This window comes from Desulfovibrio sp. UIB00 (genome assembly GCF_022508225.1).
Classification (GTDB): domain Bacteria; phylum Desulfobacterota; class Desulfovibrionia; order Desulfovibrionales; family Desulfovibrionaceae; genus Desulfovibrio.
The window spans coordinates 359,267-377,652 of the sequence record NZ_JAETXJ010000001.1; the positions used below are offsets into that span (position 1 = coordinate 359,267).

General features: G+C 61.0%; 17 protein-coding genes. 1 reads left to right on the forward strand and 16 read right to left on the reverse strand.

Translation table 11 applies throughout. The features are described from left to right. The first annotated feature begins 108 nt into the window (after nt 1-108). Nucleotides 109-1,179 carry a peptide chain release factor 1 gene (gene prfA, locus JMF94_RS01550; protein WP_240823458.1) on the forward strand — a complete coding sequence of 357 codons (1,071 nt, stop codon included), beginning with the start codon at nt 109-111 and terminating at the stop codon, nt 1,177-1,179. 83 nt (nt 1,180-1,262) lie between these two features. Here prfA and ureG read toward each other — a convergent pair whose 3' ends face one another. The 16 genes from ureG to pnp all read right to left on the reverse strand — a co-directional run bounded on the left by ureG (nt 1,263) and on the right by pnp (nt 18,355). Continuing rightward, entirely contained in the window at nt 1,263-1,892 is a 630-nt protein-coding gene (gene ureG, locus JMF94_RS01555; protein WP_192113505.1) for an urease accessory protein UreG, read from the reverse strand. Nucleotides 1,893-1,897: 5 nt separating this feature from the next. Continuing rightward, a complete protein-coding gene (locus JMF94_RS01560; protein WP_240823459.1) occupies nt 1,898-2,800 on the reverse strand; it encodes an urease accessory UreF family protein in 903 nt (300 codons plus the stop codon). Beyond that, nucleotides 2,793-3,236 (reverse strand): urease accessory protein UreE, encoded by a 444-nt coding sequence (gene ureE / locus JMF94_RS01565; RefSeq protein WP_192113507.1) that lies wholly within the window; start codon nt 3,234-3,236, stop codon nt 2,793-2,795. The genes JMF94_RS01560 and ureE overlap by 8 nt, the downstream gene beginning before the upstream one ends. Before the next feature lie 21 nt (nt 3,237-3,257). Next, on the reverse strand, nt 3,258-4,979 hold the full coding sequence (gene ureC / locus JMF94_RS01570; RefSeq protein WP_240823460.1) for an urease subunit alpha: 1,722 nt from the start codon (nt 4,977-4,979) through the stop codon (nt 3,258-3,260). Then, nucleotides 4,976-5,317 (reverse strand): urease subunit beta, encoded by a 342-nt coding sequence (locus JMF94_RS01575; protein WP_022659923.1) that lies wholly within the window; start codon nt 5,315-5,317, stop codon nt 4,976-4,978. Before JMF94_RS01575 ends, ureC begins: the two co-directional genes overlap by 4 nt. A gap of 70 nt (nt 5,318-5,387) precedes the next feature. Continuing rightward, nucleotides 5,388-5,690, reverse strand: coding sequence for an urease subunit gamma (gene ureA, locus JMF94_RS01580; protein WP_192113509.1), 303 nt, complete (start codon nt 5,688-5,690; stop codon nt 5,388-5,390). 78 nt (nt 5,691-5,768) lie between these two features. Continuing rightward, on the reverse strand, nt 5,769-6,827 hold the full coding sequence (locus JMF94_RS01585) for an urease accessory protein UreD (RefSeq protein ID WP_240823461.1): 1,059 nt from the start codon (nt 6,825-6,827) through the stop codon (nt 5,769-5,771). 28 nt (nt 6,828-6,855) lie between these two features. Further along, nucleotides 6,856-7,551, reverse strand: a complete 696-nt coding sequence (urtE, locus tag JMF94_RS01590) for an urea ABC transporter ATP-binding subunit UrtE (protein WP_240823462.1) — start codon at nt 7,549-7,551, stop codon at nt 6,856-6,858. Between the two features lie 105 nt (nt 7,552-7,656). Continuing rightward, a complete protein-coding gene (gene urtD, locus JMF94_RS01595) occupies nt 7,657-8,553 on the reverse strand; it encodes an urea ABC transporter ATP-binding protein UrtD (protein WP_240823463.1) in 897 nt (298 codons plus the stop codon). Then, a complete protein-coding gene (gene urtC, locus JMF94_RS01600; RefSeq protein ID WP_240823464.1) occupies nt 8,550-9,701 on the reverse strand; it encodes an urea ABC transporter permease subunit UrtC in 1,152 nt (383 codons plus the stop codon). Before urtC ends, urtD begins: the two co-directional genes overlap by 4 nt. After that, on the reverse strand, nt 9,702-11,384 hold the full coding sequence (gene urtB / locus JMF94_RS01605) for an urea ABC transporter permease subunit UrtB (protein WP_240823465.1): 1,683 nt from the start codon (nt 11,382-11,384) through the stop codon (nt 9,702-9,704). A 119-nt stretch (nt 11,385-11,503) separates the two neighbouring features. Beyond that, nucleotides 11,504-12,757, reverse strand: a complete 1,254-nt coding sequence (gene urtA / locus JMF94_RS01610; RefSeq protein WP_346770001.1) for an urea ABC transporter substrate-binding protein — start codon at nt 12,755-12,757, stop codon at nt 11,504-11,506. A 373-nt stretch (nt 12,758-13,130) separates the two neighbouring features. Further along, complete coding sequence (locus JMF94_RS01615) at nt 13,131-14,699, reverse strand: sigma 54-interacting transcriptional regulator (protein WP_240823467.1); 1,569 nt, start codon at nt 14,697-14,699, stop codon at nt 13,131-13,133. Between the two features lie 156 nt (nt 14,700-14,855). Then, nucleotides 14,856-15,092: a hypothetical protein gene (locus tag JMF94_RS01620; protein ID WP_240823468.1), complete on the reverse strand. Its 237-nt coding sequence runs from the start codon at nt 15,090-15,092 to the stop codon at nt 14,856-14,858. Beyond that, the gene (locus tag JMF94_RS01625; protein WP_240823469.1) at nt 15,064-16,047 is read right to left on the reverse strand and encodes a hypothetical protein; all 984 of its coding nucleotides are present in this window, start codon (nt 16,045-16,047) and stop codon (nt 15,064-15,066) included. The genes JMF94_RS01620 and JMF94_RS01625 overlap by 29 nt, the downstream gene beginning before the upstream one ends. A gap of 67 nt (nt 16,048-16,114) precedes the next feature. Beyond that, on the reverse strand, nt 16,115-18,355 hold the full coding sequence (gene pnp / locus JMF94_RS01630; protein ID WP_240823470.1) for a polyribonucleotide nucleotidyltransferase: 2,241 nt from the start codon (nt 18,353-18,355) through the stop codon (nt 16,115-16,117). Nucleotides 18,356-18,386 lie beyond the last annotated feature (31 nt).

Here is an 18,386-nt window from a genome sequence, read left to right on the forward strand (position 1 = left end):
GCTTTTGCGGCAGATGCTGTACATGGGCTTGTTGCTTGGCATGCTGCTTGCGGCATGGCTGCGCGCCCGATTTTCGTTTTTTCCGCCCACAGCGTGTTGGAGACACCTATGTTCGCCAAATTGGAAGGTCTGGAAAAGAAATTCATGGAGCTGGAGCATTCCCTGGCTGAGCCGGATGTGTTCAACGATCAGGAGCACTACCGCAAGCTCACCAAGGCCCATGCCGATCTGCGCGACATTGTGGAGATGTACCGCCGTCACAAGGCGCTGTTGCAGGAACAGGCCGAAAACAAGCAGCTGCTGCGCGATGATGACCCCGAAATGCGCGAGCTTGCCCAGGAAGACCTGCGCCGCATTGAAACGGAACTGCCTGAGGTGGAGCAGGAGCTCAAGCTCATGCTGCTGCCCAAGGATCCGCTGGACGAAAAGAACACCATTCTTGAAATTCGAGCCGGTACTGGCGGCGAAGAAGCGGCCCTGTTTGCCGCCGATCTGTTCCGCATGTATTCGCGCTATGCCGAAGTTAAGGGCTGGAAGGTGGAACTCATGAGCGAATCGCCCTCAGAATCGGGCGGCCTCAAGGAAGTTATCTGCCTTGTCAGCGGCAACAAGGTGTACAGCCGCCTCAAGTTCGAGGCTGGCACCCACCGCGTGCAGCGCGTGCCCGCCACAGAAGCTCAGGGCCGCATCCATACCTCTGCCGCAACTGTGGCCGTTATGCCCGAAGCGGAAGAAGTGGACGTGGAAATCCGCCCCGAAGACCTGCGCATCGATATTTACCGGGCTTCCGGCGCTGGCGGCCAGCACGTCAACAAGACCGAATCGGCTGTGCGCATCACGCACTTGCCCACCAATACCGTTGTGACCTGTCAGGACGAGCGCTCGCAGCACAAAAACAAGGCCCGCGCCATGAAAGTGCTTGCCTCACGCATTCTGGCCGCCGAGCGCGAGCGCTATAATTCGGAAATTTCCGCCGACCGCAAGTCGCAGGTGGGTTCCGGCGACCGTTCCGAGCGCATCCGTACCTACAATTTCCCGCAGGGGCGTTGTACGGATCACCGCATCAACCTGACCCTGTATTCTCTGGATCGCATCATGGAAGGCGAAATTGATCCTCTGATTGAAGCCTTGAGCACGGTGGCGCAGGCCGATGCGCTTAAGGCGCAGGCTACTGATTAATCGCCCACTTGCATTAAATATGGATACTAAAAACGCCCGCAATAGCGGGCGTTTTTTGCGTCTGCATGCGGCAGACAATGCACTTATACGGACTGATCGGGCAGGCGTAGCATGCCCTCGCGGATGATAAAGGCGATCACGGCTTCAATGCCGGCGCCGGAAAGCATCTCTGTGAGCACATAAGGGCGTTCGCCGCGCATGCGGCGGGTGTCCCGCTCCATCACGTCCAGCGAGGCATGCACCATGGGCGCGAGGTCAACCTTGTTGATGATGAGCAGGTCGGATTTGGTGATGCCGGGGCCGCCCTTGCGCGGGATTTTGTCCCCGCCGCTCACGTCGATGACATAGATGGTCAGGTCTGCCAGTTCCGGGCTGAACGTGGCGGAGAGGTTGTCCCCGCCGCTTTCCACCAGCACCAGCTCAAGGCCGGGATGGCGGGCCTGAAGCTCTTCAATGGCCTGAATGTTCATGGAGGCGTCTTCGCGGATGGCAGTATGCGGGCAGCCGCCCGTTTCAACGCCGATGATGCGGTCGGCTTCAAGGGCGTTGTGGCGCAGCAGAAATTCCGCATCCTCGCGGGTGTAAATGTCGTTGGTGACGACAGCCATGTTGTAGTGCTTGCGAAGGCGCATGCACAGGTGGCGCAAGAGGGCCGTTTTGCCGGAACCCACAGGGCCGCCAACGCCCACTCGCAGGCAGGGTCTATTGGTCATGACGTTCAACTCCTGAAAAGTCGGGTGTATTGTCGTTCGTGTCCGGCGCTGCACAGGGCAAGGCCGGGGAGGCTGGAGCCGATGTCCTCATCGGGCAGGGCCGCTGCCTGAGCCACCAGTAGCGGCACGGCAGGCATGAACTCCAGCAACAATTTTTGCGCGGCGGTCTGGCCCAGAGGCACTGTTTTGCAGGCCACGGCCACCTGATTTTGCAGCCAGCTCCACACATAGGCGCAGGCCGTATCCACCCCGGCGCGCTGTTGCGCGGCAGGGTCGCTCAAAGGCTCCATGCTGCGGGCGTGCTGGTCGAGCATGACGGCGGCAACCGCAAAGCAGGCCGTGTAACCCGCATTGTCTGGCAGAGGCCAGTGCGGCAGCATATTCTGATCGTTCAAAATGCGGCGCAGGGCGCGCCCCATCTGGATTTCTTCCTGCCACAGTTCGCGGCTTTCGCGTCCGGCAAGCATAAGGGCATTCCAGCGGGCCAGCGCAAAGGCATCTGCGCTGGATGCCGCCGCGTGCATGCGCAGCAGCAGCGGCAGGTCGTTGCGCGCAAGACCGAGGCGCAGCACGCCCAAAAGCCAGCGACGCACGCCTTCCGCAGTGGCCGCATGCCCCCGCTCCACGGCGGCTGCAAGCCCCTGCGACCATGCAAAACCGCCCACGGGCAGGGATTGTCCCGCCAGATAGAGCAGGGCTGTCAGGCCAAACTGCGGCCCATTCCATGCCGCGCGGCTACAGCCACGGCCAGCATGCGGCCCGGTTTGCCCTGCGGCATCCGCCGCCTGCCCATGCGCTGCGCCCTGTTGAACATGTTGAGCAAAGCAGGTTCCGCCAGCCAGAACCCTTGCGGGGGGCGTCAGCTCGGATGCAGGCTCAGTCGCCAGTCCGGCAGCCAATTCAGCCATGACTGTGACCGTGGCCGCCGTAGGCTCCGCCCTCGGGCACAAAGGGCAGGTTTTCTCGGCGCAGGCGCAGGCCCAGATTTTCCGCCAGTTCTTCAAGCACGTGGTCGGGCATGAAGCGCAGCCACTTGTGCCCGAGCTGCAAGGCGGCGTGGCGGTTGCCAAGGTGATAGCAGGCGCGGGCCAGGGTTTCCCAGTTGGGGGCAATGCCCGTCACCACAGGTTCCGCGCCGTTGCGCACGATTGCCAGCACGTCCCCGGCGCGCAGAATATCGCCCTCGCGCAGAACCTGCCCGCGCGTGAGAAACAGGCCCGCTTCTTCGCCGCTGTCCAGCCGAAGCCGCTGACGGCACTTGCCGCGCTGCTCCCAGGTCAGGGTGAGGGTGGCCGTAGGCTCCAGATTGGTGCGCTGCCCCATGTTCTCGGTAAATTCCAGCATGGTCGCTCCTTGGGTGGTTGCCTAGAACAAAAAATACCGTTGCGCCAGCGGCAGCACTTCTGCCGGAGCGCAGGTGAGTATCTCGCCGTCAGCACGGACTTCATACGTTTGCGGGTTCACGGAGATCGCCGGGGTGGCGCTGTTGAGCAGGAGGTCGCTCTTGCACAGGGTGCGCGTCCCCCGGCAGGAGGAAAGCCCGCGCAGCAGGCCCAGCTCCCGCAGCCGTCCCTCGCCGCCGTTTTCCATGAAGGCGCGCGAAACAAAGCTCAGACTGGCGGCAGCCGCAGCCTGCCCCAGTGAGCCAAACATGGGGCGGTAGTGCATGGGTTGCGGCGTGGGAATGGAGGCATTGGCATCGCCCATGGGTGCGGCGGCTATCTGCCCGCCCTTGATGACCAAGGAGGGTTTGACCCCAAAAAAGGCGGGCTTCCACAGCACGAGGTCGGCCAGAAGGCCGGGGGCCACTGCGCCAATGGCGTGGGAAAGGCCGTGGGTTACGGCAGGATTGCAGGTGTACTTGGCCAGATACCGGCGCACCCGGAAGTTGTCGTTGCCGCGCCCACGGTCCTCGGGCAGGGGGCCGCGCTGCACTTTCATCTTGTGGGCGGTCTGCCACGCGCGGGTAATGACCTCCCCCACGCGGCCCATGGCCTGCGAGTCTGAGGAAATCATGGAGATCACGCCCATATCCTGCAAGATATCCTCTGCTGCAATGGTTTCGCGCCGGATGCGCGAATCGGCAAAGGCCGCGTCCTCTGGCAGGGAGGGGTTGAGGTGGTGACAAACCATGAGCATGTCCAGATGTTCGTCCACAGTGTTCACGGTGTAGGGCCGGGTGGGATTGGTGGACGAGGGCAGTACGTTGGGCAGGGAGCAGGCGCGCAGAATGTCGGGAGCGTGGCCGCCGCCTGCGCCTTCTGTATGATAGGTGTGGATGGTGCGGCCCCGGAACGCGGCCAGCGTGTCTTCCACAAAGCCCGCCTCATTGAGCGTGTCGGTATGGATGGCGACCTGCACATCGTATTCGTCTGCCACGGTAAGGCATGTGTCTATGGCAGCCGGGGTAGTGCCCCAGTCTTCGTGCAGTTTCAGGCCGCAAGCGCCTGCCTCGAGCTGCTCGCGCAAGGCCTCGGGCATGGCGGCATTGCCCTTGCCCAAGAAGCCAAAGTTCATGGGCAAGGCGTCTGTGGCGGCCAGCATGCGTTCCAGATGCCAGGGGCCGGGAGTGCACGTGGTGGCGTTGGTGCCCGTAGCAGGGCCGGTGCCGCCCCCGAGCATGGTGGTGATGCCGCTGGCAAGGGCTTCTTCCACCTGTTGCGGGCAGATGAAATGGATGTGCGAGTCCATGCCGCCAGCGGTGAGCAGGCAGCCTTCGCCCGCAATAATCTCCGTGCCGGGGCCGATGATCACATCCACGTCGGGCTGCACATCGGGGTTGCCCGCCTTGCCGATGGCGGCAATGCGTCCGTCGCGTATGCCAAGATCCGCCTTGATGATGCCAAGGGCCGCATCCATGATGACGGCATTGGTGATGACGGTGTCCATAGCGCCGTCGGCATTGCTGATCTGGCTCTGGCCCATGCCGTCGCGAATAACCTTGCCGCCGCCAAAGCAGACTTCATCGCCATAGACGGTGTGGTCGCGCTCGATTTCGATCCACAGTTCCGTGTCCGCAAGGCGGATGCGGTCGCCTGTGGTGGGGCCGTAGAGTTCGGCATACTGGCTTCTGGGAATGCGGATCATGCTTTTTCCTCCCTGGGGGCTTCGGCATCAAGCGCCCCCATGATCTGGGCGCGAAAGCCAAACACGCGCCGTGCCCCGGCGTAGGGCACAAGGCGCACCTCGCGTTTCTGCCCCGGCTCAAAGCGCACGGCTGTTCCCGCAGGTATGTCGAGCCGCATGCCGCGTGCGGATTCGCGGGCAAAGGTCAGGGCCGGGTTTACTTCAAAAAAATGATAGTGCGAGCCCACCTGAATGGGCCTGTCGCCGGTATTGGAAACTTCCAGCACCACTTCCTGCCCTTCAGAGAGGGCGTTGAGGGTTATTTCGCCCTCAGCGATATGAAATTCACCGGGAATCATGCGTCCCCCTTGCGTGTTCGTGTACGTTGCCGCGTTCGTTGTCGTGTCCGGCTTGCCCGTGGCGCCCTGATTACAGAATGGGGTCGTGCACCGTCACAAGCTTGGTGCCGTCAGGAAAGGTGGCCTCCACCTGCACTTCGTGGACCATCTCGGGCACGCCGTCCATGACGTCCTCGCGCGTAAGCAGGTTGCGGCATGAGCCCATGAGCTCGGCCACGCTTTGCCCGTCGCGCGCGCCTTCAAGCACGGCCAGACTGATGTAGGCCACCGCCTCGGGGTAATTGAGCTTGAGGCCGCGCGCCTTGCGCCTTTCTGCCAGCAGTCCGGCGGTGAAAAGCAGCAGCTTGTCCTTTTCTCTGGGCAGAAGTTCCATGATGCCTCCTGTATGTGCGGCATGCCGCAAGTGTTCCTTGAAAATTAAATGATCGCAGCCCGGCTATGAGAAATATCCCTAAAAAGCGCCGTACCAGATGCGCGGCATGTGCGGTGGGCAGCCGGTCAGTGCGGGTCGCAGCAGGTTCCAGGCTGTCAGCAACAGGTTGCGCGCTTCTTCCATATCCGGCCCCAGATAGCGCACCACAAGCACCCCGCCGCGCACGGTGGCTCCGGCCCGCTCCCCCATGTGGGCAGACAGGGGAACGGGCCTGGCCAGGACGGAAGTTCCACCAACGGCAGGGGCCTGCTCTGCTGGCGCGTCATCAGAAGTACCCTCAGGCGCATCGTCAAAATCGCGGATGGGCGAGAGCATGTTTTGCAGCGTGGTGCAGCATGCCTCCAGCGCGGCAAGGTCTTGTCCGTCATCCGTTCCTCGCCCCACAGCAAAAAGGGTGGCGGAGACCGCCTGATCCCCCAGCCCGCAGGCGCATTTTTGCAGGGCATCGCCGCCTTCAAAGCGCAGTACCTCATGCAGCAGGGGCAGACCCTCGCGAGTGAGGATGAGGCTTTGGCGCACGCTGCCGTGTGTAAAGCTCTCGTTGGCGGCAGGGCGGCCAAGGCAGATCATTTCCCAGCCGATGCAGGCGCTGGTATTGTCCAGCTCCACCGATGTGCGCATTTCGGCCCGCGCGCCGTCATAGATGATGGTTTCACGCGGCAGCCATTCCAGCATGCCGCCCGCAACGTTCAGGTCTGTGGTCTGGCGCTGGGCGACGTTATGCGCATCCGCAGCGTAGAATTTGGAGGCAGAAGGTGCGGTGAGCAGTGCGTGCGCGCCTTGCTCCAGCCGCACGCTAAGGCTCAGATCATCACCGCTCACAAGGCCACCGGGAGGGTGCAGCAGGCAGCAATGGCAGGGCTGGGATGCCTGCGCCCGGCCCGGCGCATTGGTGGGCGCGGCTTCGGGATAGAAGGGCCGCTGCACGCGCAAAGGCCCGCTGAACTGCATTTTTGTCAGCGTGGTGCGCCCCTGCCGCACCGCAAAATCCAGATCCATGCGTGCGCTCCAGCGGCGGTCAGGCGTAAAGCAGTGACCGTGGAGATTGCCGGCAGGGCTTGCGGGGTTGGCAGACATGCAGTTCCTTTTGTTCCCGTAGCGGGAATCAGACGCTCAGAAAGGCTTTGACAGTGCCATCGTCCAGGCCGTGCATGCCCCCCTGTGAAACGATGTGGCCGCGATCCATAATCATGTACGTATCTGCCATGCGGCGGGCAAAAGGCACTTTCTGCTCCACCAGCAGCACTGTAAGGCCCATTTCTTCGTTGAGTCTGCGAATGGTCGTGGCGATATCGCGAACAATATTGGGCTGGATGCCCTCTGTTGGTTCGTCCAGAATGAGCAGGCGCGGCTCCAGCGTGAGCGCGCGGGCAATGGCAAGCTGTTGCTGCTGCCCGCCGGAAAGATCGCCGCCCCTCCGATGCATCATTTCGCCCAGCACGGGAAAAAAGTCAAAGATGAAGGGAGGAATGGCCCCGGCCTTGTCCTTGCGCATGGGCAGGGAAAGCTCCATATTTTCGCGCACGGTCAGCAGGGGGAAGATTTGGCGGCCCTGCGGCACATAACCGATACCCAGGGCCGCCCGTCGCTCCACAGGCAGAGGAAGCAAGTCCGTTCCTTCAAGGAGAATATGGCCGGAGCGTGCGGGCAGCACGCCCATGATACATTGAAGCAATGTGGTTTTGCCCACGCCGTTGCGCCCCATGAGGCAGGCGCACGAACCGGCCTTTACCTCAAGGTTGACGTCGCGCAGGATGTGGCTTTCGCCATAATACTGATTGAGACCTGTAATATGCAGCATTACGCTCCTCCGGAGCATGAGGCTCGAAAATTGGCAGTTTGCAGCGGTCGTCCAGCCTAAAATCAGCCCAAGATCAGCCAGCGGCAGGCCAGGGCCGTGCAGGCGCTAGGCCGCGCCCAGCGGTTCGCCCAGATAGGCCTCCACCACGGCGGGGTGGTTCTGCATTTCGTCCATGGTGCCCTCGGCCAGCACGCTGCCCTGATGCAGCACCGTGACCTTGTGGGCAATGGCCCGCACAAATTCCATGTCGTGCTCCACCACCATGATGCTCTGCTCGCCTTCAAGGTCATGCAGCAGCTCGATGGTGCGGTCCATTTCTTCAGGGGTCATGCCTGCCACGGGTTCGTCCAGCAGCAGAAGCTGGGGCTTCTGCATAAGCAGCATACCGATTTCAAGCCACTGCTTTTGCCCGTGCGAGAGCTTGCCCGCCTGCAAACGGGCCAGGTCTGTCAGACGGATGCGGTGCAGCACTTCTTCGATAAAGACCTTGCTGTCGGCAGAGAGCCGCGCGCGGAATGTAGGCCATACCCGCTTGTCGCCAGCCAGCGCCAGCTCCAGATTCTGCAGCACGCTCAGGGCCTCGAACACCGAGGGCTTCTGGAATTTGCGGCCAATACCCGCCTGAGCGATGGCGACTTCGTCCATTTGCAGCAGATTGCAGGTGCGGCCAAACCATGCGGAGCCAGTGTCGGGCCGGGTTTTGCCGGTGATCACGTCCATCATGGTGGTCTTGCCCGCGCCGTTGGGGCCGATGACGCAGCGCAGTTCGCCCTTGTCCACATAGAAGGTCAGATCGTTGAGCGCCTTGAAGCCGTCAAAACTCACGCTGATTTTTTCCATGTACAGCGCGATGTCCGGCTTGGACATCATGTGTCGCGGGGGCCGGGCGCGCATCTTCATGGGGCGCTTGTCAAAGGGGGCGTGGGTTTCTTCGTAGGCGCGGGCGGCTTCTGCCACATCCTCAAGGCTGCGCCCGTGCAAAATATCCTGCTGGGTCTTCATGCTGCGCCTCCTTCATTGGTGGAATCGGCAGGGGAACCTGGCATAGCGCCGCGTGTTGCGCGGTTGCGCCACTGATCGGGCAAGCCCGCCAGACCCTGCGGCAGGAAGATGGTCACCAGCACAAACATTCCGCCAAGGGCAAACAGCCACGCCTCGGGCATGACCGCCGTAAACCACGTTTTGAAGGCATTGACGGCAAAGGCGCCAAGCACCGCGCCATAAAGCCGTCCCCGGCCCCCCAGCGCCACCCAGACCACAATTTCAATGGAGTTGAGGGGCGAAAATTCGCCGGGGTTGATGATGCCCACCTGCGGCACATACAGCGCGCCGCCGATGCCCGCCAGAATGGCGGACAGCGTGAACACCGCCACCTGATACCGCTCCACCCTGTAGCCGATAAAGCGCACGCGGCTTTCCGCATCGCGCACGGCCACGCACACGCGCCCAAGGCGCGACGCCGTCACAGCCCGGCACAGGAGGTAGCCAGCCATAAGCGCCACGGCGGAGCAGGCAAACAGGGTTGTACGCATGCCGTCTGTCTGCAATTCGAAGCCCAGCAGGGTCTTGAAGTCTGTAAGGCCGTTGTTGCCGCCAAAGCCCATTTCGTTGCGGAAAAAGGCCAGCAGGAGGGCGTAGGTCATGGCCTGACTCATGATGGAAAAATACACGCCCGAAACCCGCGAACCAAAGGCCAGCCTGCCAAATACATAGGCCAGCAGGCCGGGCAGCAGCACCACCAGCAGCACTGCCACCACAAAGTATTCGCTGCCCTGCCAGAACCATGGCAGTTCTTTCCAGTTCAGAAAAACCATGAAGTCCGGTAGGTTGGCGTTACCGTAAACGCCGCGTGCGCCTATCTGCCGCATGAGGTACATGCCGAATCCATAACCCCCAAGGGCGAAAAACGCGCCGTGCCCAAGACTGAGCACGCCCATGAAACCCCAGACCAGATCAACGGAAAGGGCCAGCAGGGAATATGTCAGATACTTGCCCAGCAGGGTGACCATGTAGCCCGGCACGTGCAGGGCGCTGCCTGCGGGCAGCAGGCTGCCTGCAACCACAGCCAGGGACAGCAGGGCGGTAACAGCCAGAAAATTGCGGGTAGGCGTGTTGAGCAGCCTTTCGCGTTCAAAGATATCGGTCGCCATTTATGCCTCCACCGCACGGCCCTTTTGCGGAAACAAGCCGCGCGGGCGCTTCTGGATGAACAGGATAAGGCAGACCAGAATGATGATCTTGGAAAGCATGGCTCCACTGGCAGGTTCCAGAAACTTGTTGGCAATGCCAAGAGCCAGCCCGCCCGTGAGCGTTCCCCAGAGGTTGCCCACGCCGCCAAACACTACCACCATGAAGGAATCCACAATGTAGGTCTGGCCCAGATTGGGGCCAACGTTGGAAACCTGGCTCAAGGCCACGCCAGCCATGCCCGCCACGCCGGAGCCAAGGCCGAATGTCAGCGCGTCCACGCGCGAGGCGCGTATGCCCATGCAGCGGGCAATGGCCCTGTTTTGCGATACGGCGCGCACTTCAAGCCCCAGCCGGGTGCGGTGCATGGCCACATGGATGAGGGCAAACACGCCAAGACAGAAAAGGATGATGTACACGCGGTTGCAGGTCAGGCTGAAATGCTGGGTGATCTGCCACACGCCGCTCATGAATTCCGGATTCTGCACGGCGCGGTTAAGGGGCGAAAACACCGTGCGCACGGCTTGTTGCAGCACAAGGCTGATGCCGAATGTCGCCAGCAATGTTTCCAGCGGGCGACCGTAGAGAAAGCGGATAACAGTCTTTTCAAGCAGTACGCCTGTGCCGCCGCTCACCAGAAAGGCGGCGGGCACAGCCAGAATGAGAGCAAGGCCGGGCTGGCCCGGCAAGAGCTGCTGCATGCCCCAGGCAGTATAGGCCCCAAGCATGATCAGCTCGCCGTGGGCCATGTTGATGACGCCCATGACGCCAAAGGTGATGGCAAGACCAATGGCGGCCAGTACAAGAATGGATCCCAGACTCGTTCCAAAAAAGAGCATTTCAAAGAACTGCGCCCACTGGGCGGAAACGCGCTGGGAATAGAGGGCATCGTCCGCAGCCTTGGCCACAGCCGCGTCGGATGAAGCGGCAAGCGTGCGCAGGGCGTTGAGGGCGGCGGGACTGCCGTTGCTGTTCAGGGCTTTGACGGCGGCAAGCTGGTCTGAGCGCACGGCGGCTGGATCAGCCGCCACGTACAGGGCAAGAGCTGCGTTGAGGTTGCCGCGCACGGCTTCATCTTTTTCACCAGCCAGCAGTTTGTTCAGGGCCTCTGCCTTGAGGGGCGGGGTGGCGCTGTCCATGAGGGCTGCCGAAGCCTGACGGCGCTTGGCCGTGTCGGTTGAAGTAAGAGCCTGAGCGTTGAGAATATCCGTAATGCGCTGGCGCTGGCGGTTGCTTGTGCCCACTTTGCGCAGGCTGTCGGCACTTTGCACCGCGCCAAGTTCGCCTTTGGCGTCAAGGGGCCGCGCCTGACCAGCATCGTCGCTCACAAAGAGCGCTCCTGTAGCGGCATCGGCCAGCAGGGTATTGCGCAGCAGGGCTTCCAGCAGTTTTTCGCGCAGTGGCGCGGCAAGGCTGCTGTCATCCTTTTCCAGCGCGGCAATGGCCGCATCCCTGTCTGCTACCTTGGGGCTCACCAGAGCCTTGAGCAGATCGGCTGGAATAATGGATGGCGAAGTTAGCACCGGGGACGCGGAAGGAGTCGAAACCGCGCCCCCGGCATTCCCGTCCGGTTCCGGTCCGGACGCCAGCACTGCGGGAGGCAGGCTGAAAATTATGAGGCAGCAGAGCAAGAGCGCCGTGCGCATGGGAATATCCTTTAGTCTGGTCTGCCGGGTCTGCGCGGGCGCTGGCCCTGGCCGACGTGCCGTGGGGGGATTGCGGGGGCCGCTGAGGCCCCCGCAGCAGGTTCATACGGTTGCGCGGGCTATTTGGAAGCGCCGCCGCACTTCTTGGTCTTGGTATTGTAGTTGCCGCAGTTGATGGGGTCGGTCCAGTCGCCGATCAGATCCTTGGATTCGGGCAGGTAGTGCGACCACGCTTCGCCGGGAACCACGGAGGGAGTTTCCCAGACCACCTGGAACTGGCCGTCAGCCTGGATTTCGCCGATCAGCACGGGTTTGGTGATGTGGTGGTTGGGCAGTACCTTGGCCATGCCGCCGGTGAGGTTGGGGGTTTCAAGACCCACAATGGCCTTCAGGACCTTGTTCACATCGGTGCTCTGGGCCTTTTCAACAGCCTTCACCCACAGGTTGAAGCCGATGTAGTGGGCTTCCATGGGGTCGTTGGTCACGCGCTTGGGATTCTTGGTGAAGTCGTGCCACTTTTTGATGAAGGCCTTGTTGGCGGGATTGTCCACGCTCATGAAGTAGTTCCAGGCAGCCAGATGGCCCACCAGGGGCTTGGTGTCTATGCCGGAAAGTTCTTCTTCACCCACGGAGAAAGCCATGACGGGAATGTCGGCGGCCGTGATGCCCTGGTTGGCAAGTTCCTTGTAGAAAGGCACGTTTGCATCGCCGTTGAGGGTGGAAACCACAGCGGTCTTTTTGCCCGCGTTGCCGAACTTTTTGATTTCAGCAACGATGGACTGCCAGTCGGAATGACCGAATGGCGTGTAGTTGATAAGGATATCTTCCTTTTTCACGCCCTTGGAGATCAGGTAGGCTTCGATGATCTTGTTGGCGGTGCGGGGGAACACGTAGTCCGTACCGGCCAGTACCCAGCGCTTCACGCCGAGATCGTTCATCAGGTAGTCCACAGCGGGAATAGCCTGCTGGTTCGGGGCCGCGCCGGTGTAGATGACGTTGCGCGATGATTCTTCGCCTTCGTACTGCACAGGGTAGAAGAGGAGGCCGTTGAGTTCTTCAAACACGGGCAAGACGGACTTGCGCGAAACCGAGGTCCAACAGCCGAAAACAGCGGCGACCTTGTCCTTGCTCAGCAGCTCGCGGGCCTTTTCTGCAAAGAGGGGCCAGTTGGAGGCAGGGTCTACCACCACTGGTTCCAGCTTCTTGCCCAGCAGGCCGCCTTTTTTGTTCTGCTCGTCAATGAGCATGAGCATGACGTCTTTCAGCGTTGTTTCGCTGATGGCCATGGTGCCGGAGAGCGAGTGCAGAATGCCCACCTTGATGGTGTCTTCTGCGGCCTTTGCGTTCAGCGAACCGCACAGGGTGACGAGCATGAGAGCCAACGCCGCCAACGTTTTCTTGAACATGTGGAGCCTCCTTGGAACTGTCTGTATGTCTGTACGTGACGCGGCGCACCCCCATGGTTGCCGCGCTGCTTGCTACAGCACATAGGTAAGCAAGAGGCGTTCCAAGGTGATTTTATCTGTAATATTTTGTATTTATTTGATAATTTTTTAGATTGCGCTCTAATGTTAAAACAATTTTGTAAAATCATGAGATTTTAAAACATTTTTGTACGCCTCTGGAGTGGTGCTGTCTGCCCTCCAACAGGTTTGAGCGTCCGCGCAAAAAAAACACACCCGGCCCGGCAGATTACAAGTCTGCCGGCCGGGTGTGGAGTGTGCATGTCCTGCATGATTTGTGGTTCTAGGCAGGGTTTGAAGGCGCGAACCTGCGGTGATCTATGCCGTATTTTTTCATCTTGTAATAGATGATGCGGTAGGTGATGCCCAGATCACGCGCGGCTTGATGGATGTTGCCACGGGCGTTTTTGAGGGCGTCCACAATAAATTCCTGCTCCACCCTGGCGATGGTTTCATTAAAGCCAAGGCCGCCGCCCGTGGGGCCGGTGCTGCTGCTCTCCGCGCTTTGCAGGGTGCTGGGCAGGTGATGGGCGCGCAGCACGGCATCCTCGCAGATAAGCACGGCGCGTTCCATGACGTTTTTCAGCTCACGCACGTTGCCGGGCCAGTGGTATTGCAGCAAAAGGTCGATGGCAGGCGTGGAAATGCGCCGTACCGGGCGGTCGTATTCCTTGCTGAACATGCGCAGAAAATGCTCCGTGAGGGGCAAAATGTCCTCCGGTCTTTCGCGCAGCGGGGGAATAAACACGGGAAAGACATTGATGCGGTAGTAAAGATCCTCGCGGAACAGCCCCTGCTCCACCAGCTCTTCCAGCGGGCGGTTGGTGGCGCAGACAAGGCGTACGTCCACCTTGTAGCGGCGTTCATCGCCCAGCGGCTGGATTTCGCCTTCCTGAAGCGCGCGCAGCACCTTTGCCTGGGCTGTGGTGGAAAGGTCGCCGATTTCGTCCAGAAACAGCGTGCCCTTGTCTGCTTGGCGGAAAAGCCCGGCGCGGTTTTGCACAGCGCCTGTGAACGCGCCCTTGCGCCAGCCAAAAAGCTCGCCTTCAATGAGCTCTGAGGGCAGGGCGGCGCAGTTGAGCATGACCAGAGGCTGCGCGCGCCTGGGGCTTGCTGTGTGCAGGGCCTGGGCCATCAGTTCTTTGCCCACGCCCGACTCCCCGCGCAACAGCACGGTTGCGCGGCTGGCCCCGGCCTGCGTGAGGCGGCGCAGCACGTGCCGCAAGCTCTTGGAGGTGGCTATGACCGAGGCTGGCGTGCCGCTGACAAGAGGTTCATCGGGCAGCATGCAGAAATGCTGGCGCGCCATTTCTTCCTGCAAACGGGCCACCTGCCGACCCACAAGCGTGGCTACTGTTTCGAGAAAGCGGCAGCGCAGATCCAGTTCTGATTCCGGGGCGGTGGGGGTATCGGCGCTCAGGGTGCCGATAACTTCCGTCTGGTCGGCATTTTCAACGCGCACCGGCACGCTTATGAATGCCAGCCGCGCCATTTCTTCCTGGCTGCGGCCAAAAAGGCGGTTCTGAAAGTCTGGCCGACCCTGCATGCATGAAACAATTATGGGCCTGCCCTCGGCAAAAACCTGACCAGTGATGCCTGATCCCGGTTCATAGGCGGCCTCGGGCGCGTCCGCAGGGCCGTAGGAAAGCGAGAGCTTGAGCTCGCCGCTTTCGGGATCCTGAACCACGATGTGGGGCCTGTCGAAGTGCATGTCTTCTGCAAGAGCCGCCAGCAGCTCCTGTAGAGAATCGTGAAAGGAATGGCCCGGCGATAGGGCGGCCAACACCCGGTTAAGGGTGTCGAGGCACTGCCCTGTGCCCATGAAGGGCGCGGCGAAATGGGCTTCTTGCATATGTCCCCTGCTCAATGCGGCGTGAGTACGGCGCTGTTTTCCGAAGTTGCCGAACATTGTCCATAGCTGCGTTGCCTTGGTGGCGGGCATCTGCTCACGCAGTAACCTGAGCAATCTCAAGCAAAAATGCTGCAATACGGAACGGCACATCAGGCATCACGGCACAAGGTGCCCGTTGATGCCGACTGAGGGGGGAATAGTGGATCTGGTCTGACCTGTTGTCGGCTTGCGGATGGTGCAATCCCAGGTCGCAGTGGCCCCGATGGGGCTGATCGTTCTGAAACGGGCCGCTTCATAGCTGGCGGCAAGGCGGCTCCGCACAGAGGGGTGAAGGGCCGCGCCCGTGGCGCGGCCCTTCAGAAGATTATTGCTGCGGTCCCTGGTCAATGTCAATGATACGGCCTTGCAGCCATACATAGGCATCAATTTCGTGTCCCGCTTCTGGTTCGTAGTCGCCCAGAACCATCTTGGAGGCGTAAACAGCCAGACGCATAGGCTGCCTGTCCTCAAAGGGAAAGCTGAGGTAGAGCAGCTTTACGGGCATTTTTTCAAGCTGGCAGTCCTTCACTTCTTCAATGGTGGCGCGCATCTGGTATTCGCAGAAATTACGGCCAGGCATGATGAGGTGACGATTGCTGACGCTCACCTTGAGGGGCGGCACGTCAAGGCGGGTTTTGCCGGGATTTTCGGCAAGCCATGCCTCGGCATAGGCCTCGTAGCGCACGCCCTGGGTGATGGTGATTTCGTCCAGCAGGGCCTTGCGCAGGGCAAGGGCAAGGCCAGCCAGCAAAAATGTGTGCATGACGCCGGGGGTGAGGTCGTCCTTGTCGCGTCCATACAACGGGTCGTAAAACCACATGGGGTTTTTACCTTCAAGCATGGTCACGGCCACGTTGGCCTCAACGCCGGTCTGCCAGGGGTGCACGTTGTCAACCGTGAGGTCGTTGGGCAGCCCTTCAAGCAGGGGGGTGGCGGTAACTGGGGCAAGTTTTTCCCCTTCCTCGCCAGCCACAAGCACGGCAGCCCTCACGGGCTGATCCTGCGGCCATGCCAGCAGAATGTGATCCTTGCCGTCACGTTTCCACTGCCAGGAGGGGCGGGTGCCGCCGTCGTGCATGACGGTGGTGGCAATCTGGCCCATGATGGCGGCGGGATTTTGCCCCGTCAGTACAGCCCAGGCATCGCCAAGGGTTTCTGTATGTCCACGGTTGGCGGCAGCCAGTTTGGCTTCCAGCTCTTCGGCAGTAGGAGCCTGATCGGCAAGAGGATTGCCTTCGCTGTCAACGCGAACCCATTCTTCGGCTTCGGTTTCGGCAGCCTGAATCTTGTTTTCAGCTTTTTTGGCCATGAAATATTCCTTTCATCGCGCGGTCAGGGCGCTGGCCGGAGGGTGTCCGGCCAGCGCGCAATACAATTTAACGTCTGTCGCCACGGTCGCGGCGGTCACGCCCGCCACGGTCACCACGGCCATTTCTGTCGCCACGGTCGCCCCTGTCGGAACGGGGAGGACGGGCGGTTTCTTCGGGATTCCAGGGGTGCCCCTGTTCTTCAAGCAGCACGGCCTTGCGGCTGGCGCGGATGCGGTCGCCGTTGATTTCAATGACCTTGACCATCATGTCTTCGCCAAGGCGAGCGACGTCGCCGGGCTGTTCCACGCGGTTAACGTCAAGCTGCGACACGTGCACAAGGGCTTCCACATTGGGCAGCACTTCCACGATGGCGCCGATTTCCATGATTTTGCGCACCTTGGCAAGATAGTTCTTGCCGAGGTCGGGGCGCTGGTCATAGTACGAAACCATTTCGCGGGCTTTTTCCAGGGCTTCAGCCGTGGGGGCGAAGATGGACACGCGGCCCGTATCTTCAATGTCCACAGATGCGCCTGTAGCTGCGGTGATGGCCTTGATGTTCTTGCCGCCGGGGCCAATGATGAGGCGGATGATGTCCGGATTCACGAACACTTCGGCATGCTGGGGGGCAAAGCGCGAAAGTTCCTTGCGCGGTTCGCCAATGGCCTTCGCCATTTCTTCCAGAATGTGATGGCGGCCTTCATGGGCCTGCTTCATGGCGGCGCGCATGATCTCGGTGGTGAGGCCGGTGATCTTGATGTCCATCTGCACGCCGGTCACGCCTTCAGCGGTACCTGCGATCTTGAAGTCCATGTCGCCGAGGGCGTCTTCGTCACCAAGAATGTCGGTGAGCACGATGAACTTGTCGCCTTCCTTGATGAGGCCCATGGCTACACCGGCCACAGGGGCGCTGATGGGCACGCCCGCATCCATGAGGGAAAGCGAGCCGCCGCACACGGCAGCCATAGAGGAGGAGCCGTTGGATTCGAGAGTCTCGGACACAACGCGCAGGGTAAAGGGAAAATCAGCGTCAGCGGGCAGCACGGGGCGCAGGGACTTTTCAGCCAGGGCGCCGTGGCCGATTTCGCGGCGCGAAACGCGCACGGGCTTGACCTCGCCCACAGAGAAAGGCGGGAAGTTGTAGTGCAGCATAAAGCGCTTGGTCACGTCGCCGGTGAGCGAATCCATGCGCTGTTCGTCAGTGGAAGAACCAAGGGTCGTCACAACCATGGACTTGGTTTCGCCACGGCGGAACAGGGCGGAGCCGTGGGCGCGGGGCAGCAGGCCGGTCTGGATCTGGATGGGGCGCACGGTCTTGGTGTCGCGGCCGTCAATGCGCGTGCCTTCGTTGACAATACGTGCGCGCACCAGCTTCTTTTCCAGGTCGGAGAGCATGTCGCCCACGCTCTTGAGCGCGGCGTCGTTTTCGGCCCAGGCCGGATCGCTCTTGAGGTTTTCCATGACCTTTTCTTTCACGGCCTTGCGGGCGTCCTTGCGGGCCATCTTTTCAGGCACGCGCAGGGCTTCTTCCAGGCCAGCGGCAAGGGCCAGTTCCTTCACGCGGGCAACCAGAACCGGGTCGTCGGCGTGGGGGGTAAAGGCCATCTTGGGCTTGCCGGCAAGTTCGCGCAGCTTGAGCTGGGCTTCAACCAGGGGCTGAATCTGCTGGCGGCCCCATTCAAGAGCGTCGATGATGACTTCTTCGGGCACAAAGCGGGCTTCGCCTTCCACCATGGTGAGCGCATCGGCGGAGGCGGCAAACACGATGTTGAGGTCGCTCTGTTCCTGCTGCTCAAAGGTGGGGTTCAGCACAAACTGCCCATTGATACGGCCAATGCGGCCACCGGCCACAGGGCCGTCAAAGGGCAGGGGCGAAAGCATGACAGCGGCGGAAGCGCCCGTAAGCGCCAGCACATCGGAGTCGTTCACCTGATCGGCAGAAATGACGCTGGCAAGAACCTGCACGTCTTCGTTCAGGCCCTTCTTGGGGAAGAGCGGACGCAGCGGGCGGTCGATCAGGCGGGAAACCAGGGTTTCACGCTCGGAAGGACGGCCGATTTCGCGGCGGAAAAAGCTGCCGGGGATGCGGCCAGCGGCGTACATTTTTTCGGAGTATTCAACGGTAAGGGGGAAGAATCCCTTGTCGAATTCAAGTGTCTGCGAGCACACGGTGACGAGTACCACGGTACCGCCGCACTGAATCCACACAGAACCGTGGGCCTGATTGGCCATACGGCCTGTTTCAAGGATAACTTCCTTGCCGCCGACCATGGCTGTAACCCTGATGGGTTCAAAAATATCTTGATACATAAAAAATCCTTTGCGTCGTGCGAAGGGGATT